The organism is Amphritea sp. HPY (genome assembly GCF_050870985.1).
Taxonomy (GTDB): domain Bacteria; phylum Pseudomonadota; class Gammaproteobacteria; order Pseudomonadales; family Balneatricaceae; genus Amphritea.
Map to the genome: position 1 here is coordinate 5047518 of NZ_CP194015.1, position 24965 is coordinate 5072482.

Annotated in this window: 23 protein-coding genes; 9 read left to right on the forward strand and 14 right to left on the reverse strand. The window is 51.5% G+C overall.

What is annotated here, in order from left to right:
- Positions 1 to 162: 162 nt before the first annotated feature.
- The 4 genes from rpoD to rpsU all read right to left on the reverse strand — a co-directional run bounded on the left by rpoD (position 163) and on the right by rpsU (position 4952).
- Positions 163 to 1986, reverse strand: a complete 1824-nt coding sequence (gene rpoD / locus ACQUQM_RS22430; protein WP_432472090.1) for an RNA polymerase sigma factor RpoD — start codon at positions 1984 to 1986, stop codon at positions 163 to 165.
- Between the two features lie 231 nt (positions 1987 to 2217).
- A complete protein-coding gene (dnaG, locus tag ACQUQM_RS22435; protein WP_432472091.1) occupies positions 2218 to 4197 on the reverse strand; it encodes a DNA primase in 1980 nt (659 codons plus the stop codon).
- A gap of 44 nt (positions 4198 to 4241) precedes the next feature.
- The gene (locus ACQUQM_RS22440; RefSeq protein ID WP_432472092.1) at positions 4242 to 4691 is read right to left on the reverse strand and encodes a GatB/YqeY domain-containing protein; all 450 of its coding nucleotides are present in this window, start codon (positions 4689 to 4691) and stop codon (positions 4242 to 4244) included.
- 45 nt (positions 4692 to 4736) lie between these two features.
- Complete coding sequence (gene rpsU / locus ACQUQM_RS22445) at positions 4737 to 4952, reverse strand: 30S ribosomal protein S21 (RefSeq protein ID WP_124926012.1); 216 nt, start codon at positions 4950 to 4952, stop codon at positions 4737 to 4739.
- 248 nt (positions 4953 to 5200) lie between these two features.
- On the opposite strand from rpsU, the gene tsaD reads away from it, so the two are divergent.
- Positions 5201 to 6232 (forward strand): tRNA (adenosine(37)-N6)-threonylcarbamoyltransferase complex transferase subunit TsaD, encoded by a 1032-nt coding sequence (tsaD, locus tag ACQUQM_RS22450; RefSeq protein ID WP_432472093.1) that lies wholly within the window; start codon positions 5201 to 5203, stop codon positions 6230 to 6232.
- A gap of 217 nt (positions 6233 to 6449) precedes the next feature.
- On the opposite strand, the gene plsY is transcribed toward tsaD, so the two are convergent.
- Entirely contained in the window at positions 6450 to 7040 is a 591-nt protein-coding gene (plsY, locus tag ACQUQM_RS22455) for a glycerol-3-phosphate 1-O-acyltransferase PlsY (protein WP_432472094.1), read from the reverse strand.
- Between the two features lie 23 nt (positions 7041 to 7063).
- On the opposite strand from plsY, the gene folB reads away from it, so the two are divergent.
- The 4 genes from folB (at position 7064) to ACQUQM_RS22475 (ending at position 10603) form a co-directional block, all read left to right on the forward strand.
- Complete coding sequence (gene folB / locus ACQUQM_RS22460) at positions 7064 to 7420, forward strand: dihydroneopterin aldolase (protein ID WP_432472095.1); 357 nt, start codon at positions 7064 to 7066, stop codon at positions 7418 to 7420.
- Positions 7420 to 7938: a 2-amino-4-hydroxy-6-hydroxymethyldihydropteridine diphosphokinase gene (gene folK / locus ACQUQM_RS22465; RefSeq protein WP_432472096.1), complete on the forward strand. Its 519-nt coding sequence runs from the start codon at positions 7420 to 7422 to the stop codon at positions 7936 to 7938. The genes folB and folK overlap by 1 nt, the downstream gene beginning before the upstream one ends.
- 93 nt (positions 7939 to 8031) lie before the next feature.
- Positions 8032 to 8634, forward strand: coding sequence for a LemA family protein (locus tag ACQUQM_RS22470; RefSeq protein WP_432472097.1), 603 nt, complete (start codon positions 8032 to 8034; stop codon positions 8632 to 8634).
- A 16-nt stretch (positions 8635 to 8650) separates the two neighbouring features.
- Positions 8651 to 10603, forward strand: coding sequence for a M48 family metallopeptidase (locus ACQUQM_RS22475; RefSeq protein ID WP_432472098.1), 1953 nt, complete (start codon positions 8651 to 8653; stop codon positions 10601 to 10603).
- Between the two features lie 123 nt (positions 10604 to 10726).
- Here the strand turns inward: ACQUQM_RS22475 and ACQUQM_RS22480 are convergent, their stop codons facing one another.
- From ACQUQM_RS22480 to lptD, 8 genes are all read right to left on the reverse strand, one after another.
- A complete protein-coding gene (locus tag ACQUQM_RS22480; protein WP_432472099.1) occupies positions 10727 to 11878 on the reverse strand; it encodes a hypothetical protein in 1152 nt (383 codons plus the stop codon).
- A gap of 55 nt (positions 11879 to 11933) precedes the next feature.
- Positions 11934 to 12254, reverse strand: coding sequence for a thiosulfate sulfurtransferase GlpE (gene glpE / locus ACQUQM_RS22485; RefSeq protein WP_432472100.1), 321 nt, complete (start codon positions 12252 to 12254; stop codon positions 11934 to 11936).
- A 2-nt stretch (positions 12255 to 12256) separates the two neighbouring features.
- Positions 12257 to 13078 (reverse strand): symmetrical bis(5'-nucleosyl)-tetraphosphatase, encoded by an 822-nt coding sequence (locus ACQUQM_RS22490; protein WP_432472101.1) that lies wholly within the window; start codon positions 13076 to 13078, stop codon positions 12257 to 12259.
- Positions 13079 to 13092: 14 nt separating this feature from the next.
- A complete protein-coding gene (gene apaG, locus ACQUQM_RS22495; RefSeq protein ID WP_432472102.1) occupies positions 13093 to 13479 on the reverse strand; it encodes a Co2+/Mg2+ efflux protein ApaG in 387 nt (128 codons plus the stop codon).
- A gap of 29 nt (positions 13480 to 13508) precedes the next feature.
- On the reverse strand, positions 13509 to 14306 hold the full coding sequence (gene rsmA, locus ACQUQM_RS22500; RefSeq protein ID WP_432472103.1) for a 16S rRNA (adenine(1518)-N(6)/adenine(1519)-N(6))-dimethyltransferase RsmA: 798 nt from the start codon (positions 14304 to 14306) through the stop codon (positions 13509 to 13511).
- An 85-nt stretch (positions 14307 to 14391) separates the two neighbouring features.
- The gene (gene pdxA / locus ACQUQM_RS22505) at positions 14392 to 15393 is read right to left on the reverse strand and encodes a 4-hydroxythreonine-4-phosphate dehydrogenase PdxA (RefSeq protein WP_432472104.1); all 1002 of its coding nucleotides are present in this window, start codon (positions 15391 to 15393) and stop codon (positions 14392 to 14394) included.
- Between the two features lie 46 nt (positions 15394 to 15439).
- Positions 15440 to 16732, reverse strand: coding sequence for a peptidylprolyl isomerase (locus ACQUQM_RS22510; RefSeq protein ID WP_432472105.1), 1293 nt, complete (start codon positions 16730 to 16732; stop codon positions 15440 to 15442).
- Positions 16722 to 19460 (reverse strand): LPS assembly protein LptD, encoded by a 2739-nt coding sequence (lptD, locus tag ACQUQM_RS22515; protein WP_432472106.1) that lies wholly within the window; start codon positions 19458 to 19460, stop codon positions 16722 to 16724. The genes ACQUQM_RS22510 and lptD overlap by 11 nt, the downstream gene beginning before the upstream one ends.
- 209 nt (positions 19461 to 19669) lie before the next feature.
- Between lptD and ACQUQM_RS22520 the strand changes: the two genes are divergently transcribed.
- From ACQUQM_RS22520 to djlA, 3 genes are all read left to right on the forward strand, one after another.
- Positions 19670 to 20722: an aminoglycoside phosphotransferase family protein gene (locus tag ACQUQM_RS22520; RefSeq protein WP_432472107.1), complete on the forward strand. Its 1053-nt coding sequence runs from the start codon at positions 19670 to 19672 to the stop codon at positions 20720 to 20722.
- Positions 20722 to 21414, forward strand: a complete 693-nt coding sequence (murU, locus tag ACQUQM_RS22525) for an N-acetylmuramate alpha-1-phosphate uridylyltransferase MurU (protein WP_432472108.1) — start codon at positions 20722 to 20724, stop codon at positions 21412 to 21414. The genes ACQUQM_RS22520 and murU overlap by 1 nt, the downstream gene beginning before the upstream one ends.
- Before the next feature lie 473 nt (positions 21415 to 21887).
- Entirely contained in the window at positions 21888 to 22733 is an 846-nt protein-coding gene (gene djlA / locus ACQUQM_RS22530) for a co-chaperone DjlA (RefSeq protein WP_432472109.1), read from the forward strand.
- A gap of 40 nt (positions 22734 to 22773) precedes the next feature.
- Here djlA and ACQUQM_RS22535 read toward each other — a convergent pair whose 3' ends face one another.
- Complete coding sequence (locus tag ACQUQM_RS22535) at positions 22774 to 23823, reverse strand: DUF3530 family protein (protein WP_432472110.1); 1050 nt, start codon at positions 23821 to 23823, stop codon at positions 22774 to 22776.
- Positions 23824 to 24296: 473 nt separating this feature from the next.
- Between ACQUQM_RS22535 and rpe the strand changes: the two genes are divergently transcribed.
- The gene (gene rpe, locus ACQUQM_RS22540) at positions 24297 to 24965 is read left to right on the forward strand and encodes a ribulose-phosphate 3-epimerase (RefSeq protein WP_432472111.1); all 669 of its coding nucleotides are present in this window, start codon (positions 24297 to 24299) and stop codon (positions 24963 to 24965) included.

Sequence of the window (24965 nt, forward strand, 5' to 3'; positions counted from 1 at the left end):
TTTAAAATGTTAAATCGACATTTAACTTACTAAAAACCAAAGGCTTGGTTTTTAATAAGAGTGAGTCGGGTTCTCTAACTAACTGAGCTAAAGGCCCTCATCAAGAGGGTGCCCATAATACCGATTAGGCAGTATGGGCACAATACTTTGATTTAAAAGATTTTAGTGCTCGTCGAGGAAGCTTCTTAGATGATCTGAGCGGCTTGGGTGGCGCAGCTTGCGCAGCGCTTTAGCTTCGATCTGACGGATACGTTCCCGGGTCACATCAAACTGCTTACCAACCTCTTCCAGAGTGTGGTCAGTGTTCATGTTGATACCGAAACGCATACGCAGAACTTTAGCTTCACGGGCAGTCAGACCGGCCAGAACTTCCTTGGTTGCTTCACGCAGGCCTTCGCCGGTCGCGGAATCTACCGGAGAATCGATAGTTATGTCTTCGATAAAGTCGCCCAGGCTGGAGTCTTCGTCGTCGCCGATCGGAGTTTCCATTGAGATCGGCTCTTTCGCGATCTTCAGTACCTTGCGGATCTTATCTTCCGGCATATCCATACGCTCAGCCAGCTCTTCCGGAGAAGGCTCGCGGCCCATCTCCTGCAACATCTGACGGGAGATTCGGTTCAGCTTGTTGATCGTTTCGATCATGTGAACCGGAATACGGATAGTTCGTGCCTGGTCGGCAATCGAGCGGGTGATCGCCTGACGAATCCACCATGTAGCATAAGTCGAGAACTTGTAACCACGACGGTATTCGAACTTATCCACCGCCTTCATCAGGCCGATGTTACCTTCCTGAATCAGGTCCAGGAACTGCAGGCCGCGGTTGGTGTATTTCTTGGCGATAGAGATAACCAGACGCAGGTTGGCTTCAACCATCTCTTTCTTGGCGCGACGGGCACGGGCCTCGCCGATCGACATGCGACGGTTAACTTCCTTCATCTCATTCAGGGTGAGCATGATTTCCTGCTCGACCTGAACCAGTTTTTTCTGTGCACGCTTCAGTTCAATCTCGTGGCGCTTCATCGCCCGGGCATAATCCGCATCGGAATCGATCAGGCCTTGCAGCCACTCAGTATTCGTCTCGTTGCCTGGGAACTCTTTGATGAACTGGCGACGTGGCATTTTGCAACGCTGTGTACAGATCTGCAGGATCAGACGTTCTTGCTTACGGATACGGGTAATCGCATCGCGCACGTTGCTTACCAGCATTTCGTAAAAGCGAGGTGCCAGTTTTATCGGTGAGAAAGCTTCAGCAAGCTCTTCGAAAGCTTTGGCGGCAGTTTTACTGCTGCGACCGTCTTTCTCTACCGCTTTGATATAGGTAATGTAGGTGCTGCGGATCAGTCCGTAACGGCGCTTTGCCTCTTCCGGATCAGGGCCGCGCTCCTTCTCTTCTTCATCATCGTCATCTGCGGCAGCGGGCTGTTGTTGCTGTTGCTGCGCGGCAGAAGGGATGATTTCGCCATCATCCGGATCGATATAACCACTGAAGATGTCGCTGAGACGACCCTCTTCTTCAACAGTGCTGTCGTAAGCTGTGAGGATCGCATCGACTGAGCCGGGGAATGCTGCCAGACCGGCCATAACTTCGCGCAGGCCTTCTTCGATTCGCTTAGCGATCTCGATCTCACCCTGGCGGGTCAGCAGTTCAACCGTACCCATTTCCCGCATATACATGCGAACCGGGTCGGTCGTGCGGCCAGCGTCGGATTCAACAGCAGCCAGTGCGGCTACTGCTTCTTCATCGGCATCGTCGCCGGTGCCTGAATCGCCTTCGGTCATCAACAGGGTTTCTGCATCAGGAGCAACTTCCGATACAGTGATACCCATGTCATTGATCATACGGATGATGTCTTCAACCTGATCCGGATCGGCAATATCTTCTGGCAGGTGGTCATTGACTTCAGCGTAGGTGAGGTAGCCTTGCTCCTTACCGCGTGCGATCAGTTCCTTGAGGCGTGACTGCTGCTGCTGGGACTTGTCTGACATAGGTGCCCTTCGTGATGACAGTAATGAAAAAATTAGCCCGCCATTATAGCGATAGAAGAGGTTAAATTCTACCGATAGTAGCGCAGGCTGTGGATATTTATTGTTTAAAAAATAGACTAATTTTCAACAATATTGGTCTAATTCGCAGTGAAATCTAATGACTGCGTTGTAATACGTGTTTTATGGGGGCAGGTTGAGCTGGTTTCAATGGCTTGTTGGTTGTTTTTCAAGCTATTTTTCAGGCGTGTCCCTGAAGCGGCTGCTGTGCTGTTGTATTAGCAGGGTAGACAACTGTTTTTTCTCGTCGCTGCTGAGTTGGCCGCGGTTCTTCAGGGCCAGGATTTTATTATCGATGGCACGCTCTCTGAGGCGATTAAGTGCATCATTCAGTACTTGTTGGGCGTTAGACTCATTTACTATCGGTTCAAGGTGAGATATCTCATTGAGCTGGTTGATCAACAGTCTGTTTTCCGGATCGCTTTCCCAGTCGACATACAGGGTGCCAAGGGTGGCGTTAGGTGTGTGTGTCAGGTAAGTGGTCAGCTTGCAGAGTAGCTGATCGCTACTGTTATCCGATTGCTGCAGAAATTCAAGGTCGGTACAGCGGCTGGCCAGAGCAGGGATGTGCAATAGAATCGAGATTGCGCTGCTGCTAGGTGAAATACTTACCGCGGAGCCGCCAGGGGGCATTCGACGTGGTTTGTCATCGTAGTTGTCCCACTTCTTGCCTTTTTTGCGGCCCTTGCCGGTTTTTTTTCGGGGCTCTTCGTAATCAAAATAGCCGTCATCAGAATACTGGGATTCAGCTGGATAGTAATCGTCCGCGCCCTGAGGTTCATGGTATTCATGATGCTGTTGCGACTGTTGCGACTGCTGCGCCGGAGCAGAGTGATGAGGCTGGGTCGCCTGCTGCAAATTGCTGACGCTGTTGAGTTGCTCCAGGCTCAGGCCGGTCAGTTCGGAGATCTTCTCCTGCATCATCTGCTTCAGGATGCCGGGCTGCATCTGTTCGATTAGCGGCAGAGCCTGATTGCTGAATCGGGCGCGACCATCGAGTGAAGTCATGTCTGAATCTTCGCCGACGCTGCGGAAGAAATATTCCGACAGGGGTAATGCTTCGCTGAGTCGCTGCTCAAATGCTTCGGTGCCTTCCTGGCGCACCAGGCTATCCGGGTCTTCGCCTTCTGGCAGAAACAGAAAGCGGGCTTCTTTACCATCGGTTATCACCGGTAGGGTGGTTTCCAATGCACGCTTAGCTGCTTTACGACCGGCTTCATCGCCATCGAAACAGAAGATAACTTCCGGCACCATCTTCATTAATCTTTCAAGGTGCTGCGCGGTGGTAGCAGTGCCCAGCGTGGCAACCGCATAGCCGATGCCGTATTGCGCAAGGCCGACGACATCCATATAACCTTCGACAATGATCAGTCGGTTTAGCGACTGATTGAATTTGCGCGCTTCATATAAGCCGTAAAGTTCGCGGCTCTTATGGAAGGTGTCTGTTTCAGGGGAGTTCAGGTATTTTGGTTTTTCATCACCCAGTACCCGGCCGCCGAAAGCGATAACCCGGCCACGCATATCACGGATTGGAAACATGATGCGTTCCCGGAAGCGGTCATAATAGCGGTCGGTATCTTCTTTCTTAATTAACATGCCGGCCTGTTCAAGACGCTCTTTACCGCTCTCGTCTTTTGCTAGCTTGTTGAGCAGGTTGTCCCAGCCAGGCGGGGCGAATCCGATACCGAATTTGACCGCGATCTGGCCAGTCAGGCCACGATCCTTGAGGTAGTTAACGGCGAGCTCTTTTTTACTGTGCTCGCGCAGTTGCTGCTGGTAGAAATCGGAAGCTTCTTCCAGTAAGGCGAAAATATCTTTCAGCCGCTGTTCCCGTTGATGGTCAACCGGGCCCTGCTGTTTAGGCATTTCTACGCCGGCCAGCTTGGCTAACTCTTCAACCGCTTCGGGAAAACTCAGGCGATCGTGTTCCATCAGGAAGCCGAGCGAGTTGCCACCGGCGCCGCAGCCAAAGCAGTAATAAAACTGTTTCTCGGAATTAACGGTAAAAGAGGGGGATTTTTCTTTATGGAACGGACAGAGTCCGGAATAGTTTTTGCCGCTACGCTTGAGCTTGACTCGTGCTTCAACGATATCAAGCACGTTGACGCGTGCCATTAGATCATCGATAAAGGATTGCGGGATGCGTCCGGCCATAGAGAGTTACCAGCTGAATTGTGTAGAAGGCTTCAGCGGTAATCTTAGCTATTCAGGCGCTCTTTGACGAGTTTGCTGATGGCGCCCATATCTGCACGGCCCTGAGCCTGGGGTTTAACCAGTCCCATTACCTTGCCCATATCCTGCATGCCTTGTGCTCCTGAGTCGTTGATAGCTGTATCAACAATTACAGTGAGTTCCTCTGCAGTGAGAGGTTGAGGCAGGAACTCCTGGATAACCAGAAGTTCCTCTTGCTCGATATCGGCCAGATCATCGCGACCGGCAGTAGTGAACTGCGCGATCGAATCGCGGCGCTGCTTTTGCATTTTATCCAGCGTCGCGAGTACGCGGGTATCGTCCAGCTCAATACGCTCATCGACTTCGATGCGTTTGAGCTCAGCCAGAACCATGCGGATAGTACCAAGGCGTGCCTTTTGTTTGGCGCGCATTGCTGCTTTCATCTCATCACTGATGCGTTGCTTCAGTTCAGACATTCCGCTCTCCTGGCTAATTTGGGCTATTAATGCGTAGTGAAGATCTTAGTACAGACGAACGCGGCGCTGGTTTTCGCGCTGAACTTTCTTCAGGTGACGCTTAACAGCAGCAGCAGCCTTACGCTTACGTACAGAAGTAGGCTTCTCGTAGAATTCACGACGACGAACTTCAGCCAGAACACCGGCTTTCTCGCAAGAACGCTTGAAACGACGCAGAGCTACGTCAAATGGCTCGTTTTCTTTAACTTTAACTGCTGGCATAAATACCTTTCCTTTCGAAATTATGTCTGTTTACTACTGAGTTTAGACTCAGCTGGCCAATAAGGGCCGGTATTTTATTCCGATGCCCTTGCGCTGTAAAGCCTAAATCCGATGAAATCACGAGAGAATTAGCGGATAATAGCGCTTCGTTGAATTACAGAGCCCAAGAATCAGGGCTGGCGGCGATTGTACAGGATTTCAGATTGATATGTACCCTTCTCAAATGGGTACCAGAATTGGATAAAAATATGCGTGTGCTTGGAATTGAAACCTCTTGTGATGAAACCGGTGTGGCTATCTATGATAGTGAGGCTGGATTGCTGGGGGATGCCCTCTATAGTCAGGTGGCGATGCATGCCGAGTATGGCGGTGTAGTGCCTGAGCTTGCTTCGCGGGACCATGTGCGCAAATTGCTGCCACTGATACGGGAAACGCTGAGTGAGGCTGATACTACGCCAGAACAGATTGATGCCATTGCATATACTGCAGGACCGGGGCTGATCGGTGCGCTGATGGTCGGAGCCTCCACCGGCCGGGCGATGGCGCTGGCCTGGGGTATTCCGGCGATTGGCGTGCATCATATGGAAGGTCATCTGTTAGCCCCGATGCTGGAAGAACAGCCGCCTGAATTTCCATTTGTTGCGCTACTGGTATCCGGCGGTCATACCCAGTTAGTGCAGGTTGATGGTATCGGCGAATACACCTTGCTTGGTGAGTCGCTGGATGATGCCGCTGGCGAGGCCTTCGATAAAGCTGCCAAAATGCTGGGGCTGGATTATCCAGGCGGACCTGAAATCGCACGTTTCGCACAGCTGGGTGATAATTCCCGGTTTCGTTTTCCACGCCCGATGACCGACCGCCCGGGGCTGGATATGAGCTTTAGTGGTTTGAAGACATTTACCCTCAATACCTCAAATGACCTGCGCGTCGATGGCGAATTGTCGGCTAAAGATCAGCGTGATATCGCAGCGGCTTTTGAAGATGCGGTTGTTGATACTCTGGCTATTAAGTGTAAGCGGGCACTACAGCAGACCGGCTTTAAACAGTTGGTTATTGCTGGTGGCGTGAGTGCAAATCAACGTTTGCGGGAAAAACTGGAAACCATGGTAAAGAAAGAGCGGTCTAAGCTGTTTTACGCCAGACCCCGTTTCTGTACGGATAATGGTGCGATGATCGCTTATGCTGGCTGTCAACGCCTTGTTGCAGGACAGAGCAGTGACCTGTCCATTATCTGTCAGCCACGCTGGCCGATGGACACCCTCGAGCCTATTAATAAATAGCCTTGAGCCCATGCAACCGTGTAAGACGGGTAGGAGGCGCGCTAGCATGCCCCTTCGGGTACCTCGCGGCGATTGCTCTTGATTGTGTTGGGTTGAGCAAGGGAATTTAGCTTAGTCAGTAATCGCGACGGGGCGTCGCTCCCACAGATGTTAAGCAGATTGGTGTGGAGTATCTAAATCTGGTACATAGCGAGCCGAACGTGTTCGGCGGTCTGCTTTATAATCGGCTCTCCCTGCCGTCCAGTAGGTTACGGATGTTCTGATGATGGGTCGCGATAATAATCAGGCTCATCATCCCAACTGGAATGATCAACTCTGGTTCAAGTAACCAGCAGATCACCGGACTTAACATCGCCATACCGATCGCCGCGAGTGATGAGATCTTTCTTATTACTAGCAGGCAGAGCCAGATACTGCACTGAATCAGTCCCAGCAGGTGGTTCAGCAGCAGGCAGACGCCGAGCATTGTGGCGACTCCCTTACCTCCCCGAAAACGCAGAAACAGTGAACAAATATGGCCGCCTAGGGCTGCCAGGCCGCAGCAGGCCTGCAGTAGCAGGTTAAGGTCGAACCAGCGGGCGATAGCTACTGTGAGTGCCCCTTTAACCAGATCACCGAACAATGTAAGCACTGCCGCCTGACGGTTGCCAATCCTTAAAACATTGGTCGCACCGGGATTGCCTGAACCTTGTTGACGGGGGTCGTTGATCCCCATAAAGTGGCAGACCAGAACCGCAGTAGGTATCGAGCCGAGCAGATACGCTACCGCCAGAACAAACATAAAAGTGCCGAATTCGGTGCCGATCATAGGAATAATCCACAGGTCAGTTAATGGATATAGTCTACATTCGAGAGCTTGAAGTTGAAACGGTCATTGGAATATATGACTGGGAACGTGAAATTCGCCAGACCGTGAACCTGGATCTGGAGATGGGGACTGACATTCGCCAGGCGGCATCCACTGAGGATATCGAGAACTGTGTGAGTTATCAGACGGTATCAGAGCGACTGATCAGCTTTATCTCCGAGAGTGAGTTTCTGCTGGTCGAAACGATGGCTGAAGAGATCGCCCAGATTATTCTCAATGAGTTTCCAGTGCCCTGGGTACGCTTGCGACTGGGTAAGCCCGGAGCAGTGCCTGAGGCAAAAGATGTCGGCGTGATTATCGAGCGGGGAGAGCGGCTCTGATGGCGCAGGTCTTTGTCAGTATCGGTAGCAATATCAACCGGGAACACTATATCAATAGCTGTCTCGATGCGCTGCAGATCGAGTTTGGTGAGCTGGAACTGTCTTCTGTGTATGAAAGCGAAGCGGTCGGTTTTGATGGCGACTGCTTTTATAACATGGTGGCGGCGTTTCATACCGAACTGTCCGTAGGTCAGCTGAATCTGGCTCTCAAAGGCATTGAAGATCGTAATCAGCGTAGCCGTCAGGGGCCAAAGTTCAGTGGCCGTACCCTGGATATCGATATCCTGACCTACGATGCATTAATCGGAGATATCGAAGGGGTAGCATTACCCCGTGAAGAGATTATCCACAATGCTTTCGTACTCTGCCCGCTGGCTGAACTGGCTCCGAAGGAGTGCCATCCTGTGCTGGCAGAAACCTATCAACAGCTGTGGCTGGAGTATGATAAAGCCAGCCAGAAGCTTTGGCTGGTCGATTTCAGCTGGCAGGATGAGAAAATATCCCAGATGAGCGGTTGAACCTTAGACCTTCAACCTCAGACCTTGAGATGTAACTTGTGTATATCTTAATTCTTAGTGTTATAAAAAAGATCAGAGAATAAGGAGTGTGAAATGGAGATCGGCACTATTGTTTTTTTAGTTGTAGTTGTAGTTGCGGCACTGATTCTTTATGTGGTGGCGATCTATAATCGCCTGGTGGCACTGAAAAATCGTTTTGAGAATGCATTTTCTCAGATCGATGTGCAGCTGAAACGTCGTTATGATCTGATCCCTAACCTGGTGGAAACCGCTAAAGCTTATCTGGACCACGAGCGTGGCACGCTTGAGGCAGTTATTGCCGCTCGGAATGAAGCTATGGCCGGCTTAAAAGCGGTGGCAGATAATCCGGCCAATGCTCAGGCGATGGCGCAATTGGCTCAGGCCGAAGGTGGTTTGCAGGGCGCGTTGGGTAAATTCAGTCTGGTGGTGGAAGATTATCCTGAACTAAAGGCCGACGTTAATATGCGTCAACTCAGTGAAGAGCTGACATCGACAGAAAACCGGGTCGCATTCTCCCGTCAGGGCTTTAACGACTCGGTCACCGAATACAATGCCTACAAGCAGAGTTTTCCACAGGTGATGTTCTCGGGTGTATTTGGTCATAGCCTTGATGCTGTGCTGCTGGAGTTTGCCGACCGTGAGCAGATTCAGGTCGCCCCGAAAGTAAGCTTCTGAATCTTTAGGTTTTTCAATGAATTTCTATCAGGCGCAGGATCAGGCTCGTGGTCGCACGCGCCTGCTTGCCCTGCTGTTTCTACTGCTTAACCTTGGCCTTATCCTGCTGGTTAATCTGTTGTTTGCCTGGTATCTGTGGGTCAGTGACGACCCGGTGACAGCGGCCGACAGGGTGTTTTTTGATTACCTGAGCTGGCAGCGATTGCTTATCGTGGGCTGCGGCGTTTTTCTGCTGTTATTGTTTGCAGCCTGGCTGAAGTGGCTGGATGTAAGCCGCGGTGGTGGTGCCGTCGCAGAGGCGCTAGGTGGGGAACGTGTCGTTTACGCAACGCCCGACCATCTGCAGCGTCGCTTACTCAATGTGGTCGAGGAGATGGCTCTGGCGGCGGGTATGCCGGTGCCACCGGTCTATGTGATGCGTCGGGAAAAGGGGATTAATGCCTTTGCCGCCGGGCTTGGCTTATCCGATGCGGCGATCTGTGTTACCCGCGGGGCGCTGGAAGGTCTCGACAGGGATCAGTTGCAAGGGGTGATCGCCCATGAGTTCAGTCATATCCTTAATGGAGATATGCGGCTCAATATGCGGCTGATGGTGGTATTACATGGAATGGTGTTCTTTGCCGAGCTGGGGCGGGAATTTATCAACAGCCGTACCAGTTGGTGGGTGGACGCCACAAAGTCACGTAGTTCCTCCCGTGGTTATCTGATCCTGTTGGGGTTAGGGCTGATTGCGATTGGTTGGTGCGGGGTACTGCTGGGCAATATCATTAAGGCCGCTATCAGTAGGCAGCGTGAATTTCTTGCCGATGCCTCGGCGGTGCAATTCACGCGCAATCCTGGAGGCATCGCCGGTGCCTTAAAGGTAATCGGCGGGAGTACTTTTCAGGGCACTGTTCAGCACCCGGGTAGCCATGAGGCCAGCCACCTGTTCTTCTCTGCAGTCGCTGCACGGCAACTGTTTACCAGCCATCCGCCGCTGGTAAAACGCATTCTGCGGATTGATCCAAAGTGGGATGGGGAATATCTGGAGCCTTTACCTGCGCCCGCGCCGCCTGTTTTTGAAGACCGGGTTGAGCAGCGTAGGGCGAAGTCTTCAGCGGCGGTAATCGATAGTCTGATCGGTACGCTGGCCGGTGCTGAACTGATGTCTGATTCCGCTTGGCAGGTTACTCAATCTGATACTGCGGTTAAAGCTGAAACCTTGGTAGCCACTCATAGCCTGATTAAACTGGCCCGCGATCCATATGACGCAAGAGTCTTGCTGTTGGGCTTATTACTGGGCCCTGAGGCGCAGTTAAGACAACAACAGATGCTGCTGATCAGTCGCGCCGAGCAGGCGTTGGCTGAACAGTTGAAGCGTTTTCAGAAAGAGATTGATGCGCTGCCAAGGGCGCAGCATCTGACACTGATTGAGATCGCGTTGCCGGCTTTGAAGGCCCAGTCTGGCGCGCAATATAAGTTGTTCAAACGGCTGCTGATGCGGGTGATTCAGGCGGATAACAAGATCGATCTGTTTGAGTGGGTGCTGTATCAACTGGTTAGCCGCTACTGTGATGCGCACTTCGGCATAGGGCGGAGCAGTGAAGCCGGGGCTGGTAAAATTCGGGGTAGTAAACTTAAGTACCGCAAACTGGCTCCACTGGCAGAACCCTATGCGGTAGTGTTGTCGGCACTAGCGCATCATGGCTGCGGTGATGCTGAAAGTCGTCAGAAAGCATTTAATATCGGCGCCAACAGCACCGGTCTGTATACGCTGAAGCTGCTATCCGAGGCGCAGTGCGGGCGTAAAGCTTTCTCTACAGCGGTCTCTGAACTGGCGCTGGCGACACCCTTTATCAAGCAGCGATTATTGAAAGGGCTGGTGCGGGCGGTATGTCATGATGACGTTGTTAATCCGCTGGAGAAGGAGTTAGTCACTGCCGTTGCTGCGGTAATGGAAAGCCCGCTGTTGGGGCTTGATGGTGACTGATTGCTTCTTGGCTACGCAGTTATTGGCTGAGTTGTTACTGGCTAGCTGCTAATAACTAACAGCTAATGATTGGACTTGGACTGCCCCCCCGAAAAAGTGGACTGCCGGATTCATGCTTGAGACTTATGCTTTAGATTCATGCTCAGTTCCCGGTTGTGTTCCGGTAATTTGCTGTTGGCAGATCTGCAACTGTCTCAGCTGAATCTCCTGTCCCAGTGCCTTGCCCTTGAAGCCTTCGCTCATCAGTTGTTGCGGACTGATCCGGGTCATCGACCTGAGCAGTTCGGGGATCAGTTGTTCTGCCTCGAGCGAGCTTTGTCCGGCGATAACTTTGGCTGCGGTGATCAGGTCGGTGAGCTTTTCGCTGCGTCGTACCAGATCGAGATTAAGAATCAGCTGTAACCTTTGCCCGGCATCGAGGCTGGCGAAATTGATCAGTTGTTCTGCGCAGCTGCAGAGCTGTAGCGCAAGATCCCGGTACAGATTGGGGCTGCGCTGGCGTTCGCAAAAGCTTCGAATGATGGCTTGTTGTTCATCTGCGGGGCGCTGCATAACGGCCCGTGACATTAAAATAGCAAAGCGGGATGGTGCGGCTAGTTCAGCTCTGAGTAGCAGCAGGCTATGGCTATCAGAGGCAAGCTGAACCAGCTCTGGAAACAGTGCTGTCAGGGCGCCACAACGTTGCAGTGTCGTAATAAATACATCAGCAGCAGGTTCTCCCAGAGCGCGCTGAAATTCCTGCCATACCCGTTCGGCGGTGAGGTGCTGCAGTTCATCGCTGGCGGCAAGCTGACGCATAAGCTCGAGCGTTGGTTCGGCAATGGTAAAGCCAAGATGTGTGTAGCGTGCGGCAAAACGGGCCACCCTCAACACCCGTAAGGGGTCTTCGGCAAAGGCGGGGGAGACGTGACGTAAAATACGTTGCTGCAGGTCTTGCTGGCCGTTGTAGGGGTCGATAATCTGACCGTTGTCATCCTGCGCCATGGCGTTGATGGTCAGATCGCGGCGAATCAGGTCCTGTTCCAGGGTAACGTCCGGGCTGGCGTAATACTGAAATCCGGTATAGCCCTTGCCGGACTTCCGTTCGGTACGGGCCAGGGCGTACTCTTCACCTGTTTCAGGATGGATAAATACAGGAAAATCTTTACCTACCGGGCGAAAGCCCTGGTCCAGCATCTGTTGTGGTGTGGCGCCGACGACGACCCAGTCCTTGTCATACACCGGGAAGCTGAGTAGCTGATCGCGAACCGCACCGCCTACCAGATAGATTTCCATGGACTGTCCTGTCTAGCTGTTGTTATCGATGGCTGCTAAAAACGATCAGGAGTGACTAAGTGTTACTGCACTGCTCGGGTTTGGTTGACTGCCAGAGCTCAAAGCCACCATCGAGGCTATAGACCTCTTCGAAACCCTGTCCGATTAATAGCTGCGCGGCGGACTGACTGCTAAAGCCATGGTAGCAACAGACGATAAGTGGCGTGTCGAGGTCTGCCTGTTGAATGAATGTGTGCAGGTTGTCATTACTCAGGTGAAGCGCATCACTGATATGGTTCTGTTGGTAGCTCTGTGGATCGCGGATGTCGGCTATGACCGCACCATTGGCGATCAGTTGAGCGGCCTGTTCCGGGTTAATGCACTGATAGGTTTCCATTTTTACTCACTGTCGCGTTGTTTGCTTGGTACCGAAAACATCTTCTGGTCTTCCAGTCGCATGGCGGTCAGGGTGCCGCCCCAGACGCAACCGGTATCCAGGGCAAAGACACTTTCGTGGTCAGCCTTGCCTTCAAGTGCTGCCCAGTGGCCAAATATTACGCGGCCCTTGTGTAGCGCCTTGCCGTGATGTTTGTACCAGGGCAGGAAGCCTTCCGGTTGATTCTTCAGGCCGCTTTTGACAGAGAAGTCTAGTCGCCCTTTGGCATCACAGAAGCGCATCCGGGTGAAGTAGTTGGTGATAGCCCGCAGACGATCCCAGCCCTCCAGCGAGCCGGACCAGTGATCGGGTTTATTACCATACATATGGTTGAAGAATTCCCGGGCCAGTGTGCTCTGCAATATCTGTTCGACTTCGGCAGCACGCTTAAGTGCCTTTTTAACACTCCATTGTGGCGGAATGCCAGCATGAACCATGGTGTAGCCAAGCGCTTTGTCGTTGACGAGGAGCGGCTGGTGGAGCAGCCATTGCATCAGTTCGTCCCGATCAGGGGCATCCAGAATGTCATGAAAAGTATCGCTGCGTTTCGGCCCTGTTGCGGCATAATGGATCGCCAGCAGGTGCAGATCGTGGTTACCCAGGACGATCTTTACCTGGTCTTGCATCACTTTCAGGTGGCGCAAGGTTTCCAGTGACTGGGGGCCGCGATTGACCAGATCGCCGGCTACCCAGAGCTGATCCTGCGGTGAAAAACTGACCGCTTCAAGCAGACTGATGAGCTCATCATAGCAGCCCTGGATATCACCGATTGCGTAAGTCGCCATTGTGTTGCCAGTCCCTAGTGCAATGCGTTGGGTTGAGCCAGGGTGAATGGCTGGATTGCAGCCTGGAACAGTTCGCCATCGTCGGCTTTCATCTGATAGTGCCCCTGCATGCAGCCAACCCGGGTCGCCAGTACGGTGCCGCTGGTGTAGCTGTAGCTTTGTTCCGGCGCTATGACGGGTTGCTCACCGACTACCCCTTCGCCTTCCACTTCCTGGATCTTTTCATCACCATCAACAATCAGCCAGCGTCGACTCAGCAGCTGAACCGGTTGTTCATTATGGTTGGTAATAGTGATGTGGTATGAGAACACAAACCGCTTTTTGTCCGGGTCGGATTGCTCCGGCAGGTAAGCTGTTTCTACATCGATATCGATGCTTTGTTCGTCCGGGGTATGAATCATAATAGGGTTATCTTTCACTCTAAATAGTGTCAGTTGCTCAGAAAATCGGCGATAGTGATAAAGTCTTTTAGTGATAGCCGTTCCGGGCGCAGGCCAGGATCGATGCCGAGCTCGCTGATATCATCGGCACTGAGCAACGGTTTAAGGTTGTTACGCAAGGTCTTGCGGCGTTGACCGAAGGCGGTGCGTACAACAGTTTCCAGCTTGCTGATATCTTTGGCAACCAGCGGTAGTTCTTTGTAAGGTATCAGGCGTACGATAGCTGAATCAACCTTTGGTGCCGGATCAAAAGCTTCAGGTGGCACCAGAAATAACGGTTCTACATGGCAATAATACTGGGCCATGATACCAAGGCGGCCGTAGGCGCTGTCACCGGGTTTAGCCGCCAGACGGTTAACCACCTCTTTTTGCAGCATAAAGTGCATGTCTTCGATCTGATCGGCAAAGCTCAGCAGGTGGAAGATCAGCGGTGTGGAGATATTGTAAGGCAGGTTGCCGACAACTCGCAGCTGGTGTTCACCGTCGTAGAAACTAGCAAAATCAAACTCCAGTGCATCGCCCTGGTGGATAGTGAACTTATCGCTGTAACTGAAGAATTTAGTCTGCAGGATAGGTATCAGGTCCCGGTCCAGCTCGACTACGTCAAGACGGCGGCAGCTATCCAGAAGTTCTTCTGTAATTGCGCCAAGGCCAGGCCCTATCTCAACCAGGTGTTGTGCTTCGGTCGGACCGATCGAGCGGATAATACGGCGGATAATTCCCTGATCTTGCAGGAAATTCTGGCCAAAGCGCTTACGGGCTTTGTGGCCAACAGGTTTTTTACTCATCGGTTATTCCGGTTGTGAAAGCGGTTAGCAGACATGTTAGCTGTGTAATCGCGTATTTTGGTTATGGCAGCGATTGGCAGCATAATTACTTGCTCCGGCTGTGAAAACGGTTTTCAGCCATGTTAGCTGCGTAATCGATAGCTGTCAGCAGACTGCCGCTATCAGCGGTGCCTGTGCCAGCCAGATCCAGCGCGGTGCCGTGATCAACAGAGGTGCGGATGATCGGCATACCCAGTGTAACATTGACGGCGCGGCCAAAGCCCTTATATTTAAGTACCGGCAGGCCCTGGTCATGGTACATGGCTAATACGGCATCGGCAGTCTTTAGCAGTTTATCGGTGAACAGGGTGTCTGCAGGCAGAGGTTCACTCAGGTTAAAGCCCTGTTGTCGTAAGCGATCAAGCACCGGGATGATAGTGTCGATCTCTTCCCGACCCATATGACCCCCCTCACCAGCATGGGGGTTTAATCCCGCAACCAGAATACGTGGTTGTTCGATACCAAAACTGCTTATCAGGTCATGCTGCAACACGTTAAGGACCTGTTCCAGCAATGGCTGGGTGATTGCGGCAGGCACATCCGCCAACGGCAGATGCGTGGTTGCCAGTGCAACACGCAGCCCTTCGGTGGCCAGCATCATCACTACCTTATCGGTAGCGGTTAGCTGTTCCAGATACTCGGTGTGGCCACTGAACGGGATGCCTGCATCATTGATCACCCCTTTGTGAACCGGCGCTGTGACGATGGCTGAAAACTCATTATTCAGGCAGCCTTTTGTGGCGCGGCTCAGGGTGTCGAGGATATATTGAGCATTATCCGGATTCAGTTCGCCTGCAACTGCGGGAGTACTCAGCTCGACGGGGTCAACCCATAAAGTCCCAGGTGCCGTTGCCTCAATTTCCTGATCCTTATCATAGGGCAGGATTGTCAGAGGCAGGCCAAGCAGTTCAGCGCGTTGTTGCAATAGTTCTGGGTCGCAGATTGCAATTAATTGCTGGGGGTGACCTTGCTGGGCGATCTGAATGCAGAGGTCTGGCCCGATGCCGGCGGGTTCGCCGGGTGTCAGGGCCAGTCTATAAAGTGACATTATCTAATGGTTCTCTGGAGTTGGTTTGAGCAGCTGAAGCTGTTAGCTATTTTAGCTCAATATAGGCCTGGGAGCGGATCTCTCGCATCCAGTTTTGCAGTTCTTCGTTGAACTTACGCTGGCGAATCGATGCGCGGGCCTGGTTTACCATCATCTCTTCGCCAAGATCTTGCTGACGGCGATCTTCAACTTGCAGAATATGCCAGCCAAAGCGGGATTCAAAAGGCACGCTGGTCTGGCCCGCTTGCGTATTGAACATCACCTGTTCAAACTCAGGCACCATCTGACCGGCCTGTGCCCAGCCGAGGGAGCCTCCTTCGGAGCCACTGGCAGGATCATCGCTGTACTGTTTGGCCAGTGCATCAAACGGCTCGCCATTTTGCAGGCGGCCATACAGCGTTTCAGCTTCACGGCGGGTTTGTGCGGCTGAGCGTATCTCATTTGGTTTCAGCAGGATGTGACGCACTTTCACCTGATCTACTAGCTGCACCGCGCCACCCTCTTTCTTATTCACCTTGAGCAGGTGAAAGCCGCTTGGGCTGCGTAGTGGTTGTGTAATTTCGCCCGGAGACAGGCTGTTAACTGCTGCTGCAAACTGCTCAGGCAGTTCATTCTGTTTACGCCAGCCCATCTCGCCACCTTTCAGTGCATTAGGACCCTGGGATTGGGCGATAGCAGTTTCAGCAAAATCGGCACCGGCTTGCAGACTCGCTGAAATTTCCATTGCCTGCTTTTCGGCTTTCTGGATCAATGCCGGACTTGCCTGAGTTGGCACGGCAATCAGAATGTGGCTGAGATCGAAGCGGGTTGCGGTTTGCTGTTGCCCCAGTTCGGAGTTCAGGTAGTTATCGATCTCCTGTTCCGATACCTGAATGCGGCCATTTACCAGGCGGCGCTGGATCTGGGTGATGAGCATTTCCTGACGGATTTGCTGACGGGCCTGGGCGTAATCCTGACCTTCGGCAATCAGTGCTTCACGGAACTGTTCGAGGCTGAGACCTGACTGCGCAGCAATTCTTTCCAGCGCGGAGTTGAGTTCGCTATCGGAGATCCGGATGCCCCGTTCGCTGCCTATCTGGAGCTGGATACTATCCAGAATCAGGCGCTCCATAACTTGCTTACGCAGGACCTCATCAGCAGGTAGGGCGGTCCCACGGGCTGCGAGGCGGTCTTTGATCAGCGATTCACGCTGGGTCAGTTCGCTCTGCAGGATAATATCATCATTAACAATTGCGATGATCCGATCAACTGGAATAGTGGCGGCCTGGACCGAAACAGTCAGTCCGAGGGCCAGGGCAGCCAGTGTTGGCTTCATTTTTTGTAGGAGCTTAGTATTCATTAGTCTCTTCACGTTCTTTAAAGCCAATAATATCGTAGAAGGCACTGTTGCCACCGGTTCCCAGTGAGCCCAGACCCTTTAGAATAAATTGCAGATAGAGGGCGCTGTCTTCGCTAGCTGTAGCATCATCCTCTATCCACTGACGGGCAGCAACCCGCACCTTCCAGCAGCAGCTGGAGTATTCCAGTCCAAGCAGCGCTTCCGGTGTTTGTTTATTTTCCAGATCTTCCTGCCAGTGACCAAGGATATTCCAGTTTGTTGCCAGCGGCCAGATAAACGACAGATCAGTTTGTTGGCGCACGTCTTCACGATGACGGTAGCTAAAACTGAATCGTTGGTTTAGCGATGGTGCGTAACTGAGTTTAAGGTTGTTCTCCTCAACACCAAAGTTGCTGTTATCCAGTTCGGTATCCAGTGTAATTCGCAGATCCTGGTTTACATTCCAGCTTGCTTCTGCAGCAATGTTCGACTGTTTTTCAGTATCTGTTGCGGTGATCCCATTCAGCTGTACTTTGCGGTCATCAAAGTAGTAAGCCTGGCCAATACTTAACCGGGCGCGCTCGAAACCACTGGTTTCATAAAAAGCAGAACTCAGCCCCAGCGATAGTTGCTGACTGTCACCGATTTTATCCAGGCCGTTGAAACGGTTTTCCCGGAACAGACCGTTGTAACTGAAGTCGGCTTCTGATGTGTCGAAATCCGGGGTGCCATCCTGATCTTCTTCAGGAACGTAGAGTAGAAAGGCTCTGGGTTCCAGGGTCTGGGTGAAGCTGCTATTGCCGAATTGAGTCTGCTTTTCAAAAGCCAGACCGGAATCAAGGCTGAATATTCCTGCACCGATGTTAATGTTACTGTCTTTACCGGCGACCTGATTGTCCAGAGTATATTGATTGTACCAGTAACTGACTTTTGGCGTCAGGTGAGCCCAGGGCCACAGCATTGGCATACTCAGCGACGGTTGCAGGTGCACTCGATCACCGGTGATCCGATCAATACCGCTGAGATCGGTAATATCCCGGTCAAAACGGGTGACGCTGGCTTTGTAACCCAGTTCCAGTTGGCCTGGCAGGTTATCTTTCTGGCCTTTTAATTTCAGTTGCGGCAGGCGGCGGTATGGCGACTTGCTGCTATCATCAATGGTCTGATAGCTATGCACGGTAGCCGTTACCGACCAGTCGTCCTGTTGATAAGTCGCAGTAGCTTTCTTATCCAGATGAGATTGGCGGTCGACTTCGAGGCTGGTTCCCAGATCATCGAAATATTCATTATCACTGACGGTAGTGAAATCAACCTGGCTGCTCCAGTTACCCTGGTTGCCATTATGATTTAAACCCAGCAACCAGCGGTCCTGTTCGGCTTTACTGTCGTCCATCATGATGCCGGTACTGAGTGTTTGTTCGCCATAGGTGTTCAGATAGCGGAATTCATTCTCCAGCAACAAACCCCTTTCACTGAAAATTACCGGCGTTAGAGTGTCATCGTAGTTGGCGGCCAGGTTGAAATAGTAGGGGATAGCCAGTTCCAGACCGTCATTACTTGAATAGCCGACGGTTGGAAACAGAAAGCCTGAATGACGCCTGTCGTCGATCGGGAAAGTGAAGTAGGGAAAGTAAAATACCGGGGTATCACCCACTTCAAGAACGGCATGCTTGGCTTCACCGAAACCAGTGTTGGGATTCAGAACTAAGCTCTCGGCTGCAATACGCCAGCCATTATCGTCTGGTGGACAGGAGGTATAGGAACCTTGTTCCATGCGAATACGGTCATCTTGCAGGCGAATTATCCGTTCGGCAGAACCGCGTATTTCCGGCTCGTGCAGGACATACTCGGCGCCACTGAATACGGTTTCACCACTCAAAGTATTGGACTGTGCCATCTGTCCACTGAGCAGTAACCCAGGTTCCCGGTATTGTACATTGCCAGTCAGGCTGGCCAGATTGGTCACCTGATCCAGCTCAGCCTTGTCGCTGCGTAGATAGTGGCCGCCCTGACGAAGTAATACATCGCCAGTAAGAGTGGTCAGGCCGCCCAGTTGGGTTTGCGAGCGGTCAGCGTCAATTCTTAAAGCATCGCCAGTTTCGTCAAGTTGATAGTCTGGCTCGATATATCGCCCTTTACAGGATTTGCCGGCACTATCCGCGTATGGATACCAATCCAGATTAGCGTGGCTGGATTGCGCTAATACGTTGTTCTGTATGCTGTTCGAGGTAACGGCTGCAGTACTGACTATTGGCTGGTTTTGTTGGCCGGAGGTCGTCGCAGCTGTTTTTGCATTCGTGACACTCCGGTTGCCTTCATTACAGACCCAGTTTCCCTGGCCGTCAGCTTCACAGTTCCAGGCGCTGGCTGCAACCGGGCGGGTTGATACCTGATCAGTTGTTATTGCCTGGGCTGGCGCGGATGCTGCTTGTGTCGTTGGGGAGACAGTTACCGGTTCGCTTTGCTTGATAGCAGTGGCAGCAGTGGGTTTAGCTATTGATGACCCGGTATTGTCTGTTTTACTCCGAGACTGAACCGCCGTTTCGGCTTCATTTTGCTGTTGCAATTCAGGGCTGATATTACATCGCCAGTCCTGTCCTTTAGTCATCGAACAGTCCCATAGGGTGTCACTGGGCGCAGTGTTGACAGTTGTTTCCCCTGCATGGCTGAACGCCGGCTGCAGAAATAGCGGTGTGGCTGCAACGATCGCCAGTGTCAGGGTATAGGAGGAGCGTCTTTTGAACGGCATTCAGATTGTCCGGTAGGAAGCTGAGAAAAAGCTTCGATTTCCTTTATCGCCAAAGCGTGATTCGGGTAACATATTCATAAAGCCATGAATGATAAAGGAACCTGCGAATAAGTCCAATGTGTTCTCGATGGGCGACAGAACACCGATGAGACAAAATTGCTTGTTCGCAGCATCCTGTTGGCGCCATTATTTTTAGGGGATTGATAGTTATGGGGCAGCGCTTAGCCAGTCTGAAAGAGTGGGTTGAACAGACCTTTAATGAGCTTAATATTGACCTGGCGCCAGACTGGCAGTGTCTGCCTGTGTCCGGAGATGCCAGTTTTCGACGCTATTTTCGTCTGCTCAGCCACGGTATGAGCTGGATTCTGATGGATGCGCCGCCGGAAAAAGAAGATAGTCACCCTTTTGTTCACATTGCCCGGGCCTGGGAACCTCTGGATATACATGCGCCGATAGTGCATGCGGTAGATTTTGATAAAGGCTTTATGTTGCTGTCGGATCTGGGGGATGAGCTTTATCTGGATCATCTCAACGATGACTCGGCTGATCACCTATACGGCAACGCTTTTAGCGCACTGACCCGCTTGCAGCAATGTCAGGCGGTAGATGGTTATCAATTACCGCAGTACGACGCGCAGCTGTTGCAACGTGAAATGGATCTGTTCCGTGATTGGTTCGTCCGCGATCTGCTGGGTATCAAGCTGGGGCCGGGGGTGAATCATCTGTTCGAAGAGGTGTCCCGTTTTCTGATCGGTTCGGCGCTGCAGCAGCCACAGGTCTGTGTGCATCGTGATTATCACTCTCGGAATCTGATGATCAACGGTGATCAGACGCCGGGTGTGATTGATTTCCAGGATGCTGTTATTGGCCCTGTTACTTATGACCTGGTATCTCTGTTGCGGGATTGCTACATCGACTGGCCGGAATTGCGGGTATATGGCTGGGTTGATCGGTTTGGCGAGATGCTGGTAGCAGATGAGCTGCTGGAAACATATGATCGGGCACAGTTCTATCAATGGTTTGATCTGATGGGGGCACAGCGCCATCTTAAGGCGGTCGGTATTTTTGCTCGTCTTAACCTGAGAGATGGTAAGCCGGGTTATCTGGGCGATATCCCCCGCACCCTGAATTACATTGTCCGGGTCGCCGGTCGTTACGATGGTTTACAAACGTTTGCCGCCTGGCTGCAGGATATTGTCATACCGGCAATGTATCGTTGCGATAGCTTTGATGATGAGCTACTGAATAAGTGGTTTGACTGATGCGGGCGATGATTCTGGCTGCGGGCCTGGGTACTCGTATGCGGCCTCTGACGCTGACCACACCGAAACCGCTATTAGCGGTCGCCGGAAAACGACTGATCGAGTATCACATAGAGCGATTGGTCGCTGCGGGTATTGATCAGCTGGTTATTAACCATGCCTGGCTGGGTTCGCAGATTGAAGAGTATCTGGGAGACGGTAGCCGTTATGGTGCCAGTATCAGTTACTCGACAGAGTCTGAACCGCTGGAAACAGGTGGAGGTATTTTCAAAGCATTGCCGCAGTTATCTACAGCGGGAGAGCCTTTTGTGGTGGTTAACGGTGATGTCTTTACAAATTACCCATTACAGCGTTTTGTTGCGCAGGGTTTGTCCGGTAATGAGCTGGCCCGACTGGTACTGGTGGGCAATCCGGAACATAATCCTGCCGGGGATTTTCATCTGGAACAGGAGAAGGTCAGCCTTGAAGGGGATGATAAATGCACTTTCAGTGGCCTTAGCCTGTTATCTCCAGAGCTTTTTAACGGGTGCGAGCCGGGCAAGTTTGGCCTGACGCCATTGCTAAAACAGGCGATGGCAGATAACCGGGTAAGCGGAGAATATTTTTCAGGATACTGGCGCGATATCGGAACTCCGCAACGACTAGGGCAAGTAAGCGATGACGTATTAGAAAACCGTATCGATGGCATTTGATAGTGAATAACAGATAAACGACAACTGTTTTCTAGGTTGCTGGCAGGATTTTGGTAACTTACAGCATTGCCTTGAACAAGTTAGCGATGACATATTAGAAAAACGCATCGATGGCATTTGATAGTGAACAATAGATAAGCGGCAAATGTTTTCTGGGATATTGGCGGGATTTCGGCAACTCACAGTATTGCCCTGAACAAGTTAGCGATGGCGTATTAGAAAAACGCATCGATGGCATTTGATAGTGAACAATAGATAAGCGGCAACTGTTTTCTTGGTTACTGGCAGGATTTTGGTAACTTACAGCATTGCCTTGAACAAGTTAGCGATGGCGTATTAGAAAAACGCATCGATGGCATTTGATAGTGAACAATAGATAAGCGGCAAATGTTTTCTGGGATATTGGCGGGATTTCGGCAACTCACAGTATTGCCCTGAACAAGTTAGCGATGACGTATTAAAGGATCGTATCAATGGCATTTGATAGTGAAAAAACAGGCTTCAGTCTGGGGCAGATCATTCGTAATAACAGCACTGCCCTGGTTATTGGTGGGCTGATTGGATTGTTCAGCGGCGGCTTTATCGGGTTGTTGTTTGGTGGCGCTCTCGGTGTTGCTATCTCCAACGCTTTGAAAAAATCGCTGGGCAAGGCGCTGAATCCTCAGGATGCGTTCTTTAAAGCCACGTTTTCCGTGATGGGTAAGCTAGCCAAAGCGGACGGTCGGGTCAGTGCTGAAGAGATACAGTACGCCCGGGACGTTATGAACCGGATGGGCTTGAGTGAAGAGCGTAAGCAGCAAGCTATTGAGCTGTTTAATCAGGGCAAGGAAAGTGATTACGATATTGCTGATGTGATGCGGCCACTGAGTTCACTGATCCGTTTTCGTATTCCTCTCAAGCTGATGTTTGTCGAGATTCAGTTGCAGGCGGCGATGGCGGACGGCCAGGCCAGCGAATCGGAACTGATGATTATTCGGGAAGTTTGCGGTCTGTTGCAGATGTCCCAGGCTGAGATGGCGGCGTTGATGGCTCGAATGCAGTCACAATACTCTTATCAGCAGCATAGTTATCAGTCCCATCAGCATTCCCATGTGTCTGAGCAGACGCTACTGCGGGAGGCTTATGGCGTACTGGGGGTCAGCGAAACCGTTACCGACGCTGAACTGAAAAAGGCCTATCGTCGCCTTATGAGTCAGCATCACCCGGATAAACTGGTAGCCAAGGGCCTGCCTGAAGAGATGATGCAGTTAGCGAAAGAGAAGACTCAGGAGATTCAGGGCGCTTACGACAGGATTCGCATCGCCCGAAAGAATCGTTAAGTCAGGCTTGTCGAGATAACGATCATATGGCCGTCAGAGCTTAATTGCCGGGTGTTATCTGTGTCGGCTGAGCCTGAATTGCTGCCGGCTTAGCCGCTACGTTTTTAACAATGCGGCTGTATAACAGGCCCTGAAGCTGGCGGTTCAGCCACTGTTTGCTCTTTTTCGAATCATCGCTGCGCTGATTTATTCTGACCTGTTGGTAATCGTCAATTTTGCTGCGCAGAACGATGCGCTTGCGCAGCTTCGCACTCTTTAACTGTTGTTGATCACTGCTGAAAAAAAGATCCAGGGTTGGTGTTTTGAGTTCGGCTAACTGCTCTGACAGTTTGGGAGCAGAGTCGTCTTTTGCCTGTATCGGATTGATCAAAACCAGATGCAGGTTTGGGTTAGGTTGATTTTGTAATATATAGTCGGTGGCCCAGGTCGCCGCATCGCCAATACCGATGACGACCTGAGTCGCATGTCCTTTCTGGTTCAGCAGCTCACTGCCTGCTGCAGCTATCCTGCTGAATGTTTGCTGGTAGCTTTCTGTAGCCGCACTCTCTTCCGTCGCTGTATTTGTCTCATTGGCAGCATCATTACTTTCAGCCTGAGTCGCTTCCTGAACCTGATCTTTATCTTGTAATGCCGGTATGGTGCGTTCCGGGACTATCTGTACAGAAGGTACTGGGAGACTGATTGCCAGAGTGTTCCAACCATGATCGGTAAGGTCGCTACGCAATGGATTGACCAGTGTCGGCCAGTCGGGACCAGTCGCTTGATCATGGAATATCATAATGCCGCCGTGGGATTCCCCGGTACCTGTTTGCTGGTACAGCGCCAGCCTGCTTTCCTGCGCAGTTTCCAGCCAGATCACTTCAGTTTCGCTTGCCTGTTCCTGTTGCAGGGCTGCAACCAGAGCGGTGATACGCAGGCTTTCAGGATCGGGTTGCACCCGTTCGCCTGCACCAGCGCTCTTGGTACCGGTACTAGTATCTGCACTACTGGTATCAGGTACGGCAGGTTTCGGAGTTGAATCTTCAGCGCTAAGGGCATTGCCGCTAAGCAACAGCAAAAGACCGGCGGAGAGTATTGTTGGCAATTTCATAGGCTGATTATTCAAGAGCTTTGTTCTTGAGGCAAGCGTTGTATGGAGTTTGTACTGACTGACTGTATAAAAAGGGCTGACATATTCTCTGAGGTTCGCTCTTAGATTGATGAGACTGCGGCCAAAGGACTTGTTTGCAAATTCTCTGACAGTACGGAGTTGGCTGACATATTCTCTGAGGTTCGCTCTTAGATTGAGGAGACTGCGGCTAAAGGACTTGTTTGCAAATTCTCTGACAGTACGGAGTTGGCTGACATATTCTCTGAGGTTCGCTCTTAGATTGAGGAGACTGCGGCTAAAGGACTTGTTTGCAAATTCTCTGACAGTACGGAGTTGGCTGACATATTCTCTGAGGTTCGCTCTTAGATTGAGGAGACTGTGGCTAAAGGACTTGTTTGCAAATTCTCTGGCAGTACAATGTGCGGCATATTCTCTTTCTCTTCTACCGTGAAGACTTTTCCTGAGTGAACATTATGTCCGACTTTAAAATTGCACCATCTATCCTTTCTGCCGACTTTGCCCGCCTTGGTGAAGAGGTGGAAAATGTACTTGCCGCGGGTGCGGATTATGTTCATTTCGATGTTATGGATAATCATTACGTACCGAATCTGACCATCGGTCCAATGGTATGTAAAGCGTTGCGTAACCATGGTATCGAAGCGCCGATCGATGTTCACCTGATGGTTAAACCGGTAGATCGGATGATCGGAGATTTTGTCGAGGCCGGCGCGAGTATTATTACTTTCCATCCTGATGCTTCGGATCATATTGATCGTTCACTGCAATTGATCCGTGATGGCGGTTGTAAGTCGGGCCTGGTATTTAATCCGGCAACGCCGCTGAGCTATCTGGATTATGTTCTGGATAAAGTCGATATGATTTTGCTAATGTCGGTTAACCCCGGATTTGGTGGTCAGAAGTTTATCCCGGGCACGCTTAAGAAGCTGCAACAGGCGCGTAAGATTATCGAAGAAAGTGGTTTGGATATTCGCCTTGAGGTTGATGGCGGCGTTGGCATCGGCAATATCCGGGAGATCGCCGCTGCGGGTGCTGATACTTTTGTGGCCGGTTCTGCCATTTTTAATACCGATGACTACAAGGCGACCATCGATCAGATGCGTGCCGAACTGGCTAAAGTGTAA

Bases quoted from the DNA above. Each gene is read 5' to 3' on its own strand.
- plsY (WP_432472094.1), bottom strand. From the start codon at position 7,040: ATGATCGGCACCGAATTCGGCACTTTTATGTTTGTTCTGGCGGTAGCG.
- ACQUQM_RS22475 (WP_432472098.1), top strand. From the start codon at position 8,651: ATGAATTTCTATCAGGCGCAGGATCAGGCTCGTGGTCGCACGCGCCTG.
- folB (WP_432472095.1), top strand. From the start codon at position 7,064: ATGGATATAGTCTACATTCGAGAGCTTGAAGTTGAAACGGTCATTGGA.
- ACQUQM_RS22470 (WP_432472097.1), top strand. From the start codon at position 8,032: ATGGAGATCGGCACTATTGTTTTTTTAGTTGTAGTTGTAGTTGCGGCA.
- apaG (WP_432472102.1), bottom strand. From the start codon at position 13,479: ATGATTCATACCCCGGACGAACAAAGCATCGATATCGATGTAGAAACA.
- pdxA (WP_432472104.1), bottom strand. From the start codon at position 15,393: ATGTCACTTTATAGACTGGCCCTGACACCCGGCGAACCCGCCGGCATC.
- djlA (WP_432472109.1), top strand. From the start codon at position 21,888: ATGGCATTTGATAGTGAAAAAACAGGCTTCAGTCTGGGGCAGATCATT.
- ACQUQM_RS22520 (WP_432472107.1), top strand. From the start codon at position 19,670: ATGGGGCAGCGCTTAGCCAGTCTGAAAGAGTGGGTTGAACAGACCTTT.
- murU (WP_432472108.1), top strand. From the start codon at position 20,722: ATGCGGGCGATGATTCTGGCTGCGGGCCTGGGTACTCGTATGCGGCCT.
- dnaG (WP_432472091.1), bottom strand. From the start codon at position 4,197: ATGGCCGGACGCATCCCGCAATCCTTTATCGATGATCTAATGGCACGC.
- glpE (WP_432472100.1), bottom strand. From the start codon at position 12,254: ATGGAAACCTATCAGTGCATTAACCCGGAACAGGCCGCTCAACTGATC.
- ACQUQM_RS22440 (WP_432472092.1), bottom strand. From the start codon at position 4,691: ATGTCTGAACTGAAGCAACGCATCAGTGATGAGATGAAAGCAGCAATG.
- rpsU (WP_124926012.1), bottom strand. From the start codon at position 4,952: ATGCCAGCAGTTAAAGTTAAAGAAAACGAGCCATTTGACGTAGCTCTG.
- ACQUQM_RS22480 (WP_432472099.1), bottom strand. From the start codon at position 11,878: ATGGAAATCTATCTGGTAGGCGGTGCGGTTCGCGATCAGCTACTCAGC.
- ACQUQM_RS22490 (WP_432472101.1), bottom strand. From the start codon at position 13,078: ATGGCGACTTACGCAATCGGTGATATCCAGGGCTGCTATGATGAGCTC.
- rpoD (WP_432472090.1), bottom strand. From the start codon at position 1,986: ATGTCAGACAAGTCCCAGCAGCAGCAGTCACGCCTCAAGGAACTGATC.
- rpe (WP_432472111.1), top strand. From the start codon at position 24,297: ATGTCCGACTTTAAAATTGCACCATCTATCCTTTCTGCCGACTTTGCC.
- ACQUQM_RS22535 (WP_432472110.1), bottom strand. From the start codon at position 23,823: ATGAAATTGCCAACAATACTCTCCGCCGGTCTTTTGCTGTTGCTTAGC.
- lptD (WP_432472106.1), bottom strand. From the start codon at position 19,460: ATGCCGTTCAAAAGACGCTCCTCCTATACCCTGACACTGGCGATCGTT.
- tsaD (WP_432472093.1), top strand. From the start codon at position 5,201: ATGCGTGTGCTTGGAATTGAAACCTCTTGTGATGAAACCGGTGTGGCT.
- ACQUQM_RS22510 (WP_432472105.1), bottom strand. From the start codon at position 16,732: ATGAATACTAAGCTCCTACAAAAAATGAAGCCAACACTGGCTGCCCTG.
- rsmA (WP_432472103.1), bottom strand. From the start codon at position 14,306: ATGAGTAAAAAACCTGTTGGCCACAAAGCCCGTAAGCGCTTTGGCCAG.
- folK (WP_432472096.1), top strand. From the start codon at position 7,420: ATGGCGCAGGTCTTTGTCAGTATCGGTAGCAATATCAACCGGGAACAC.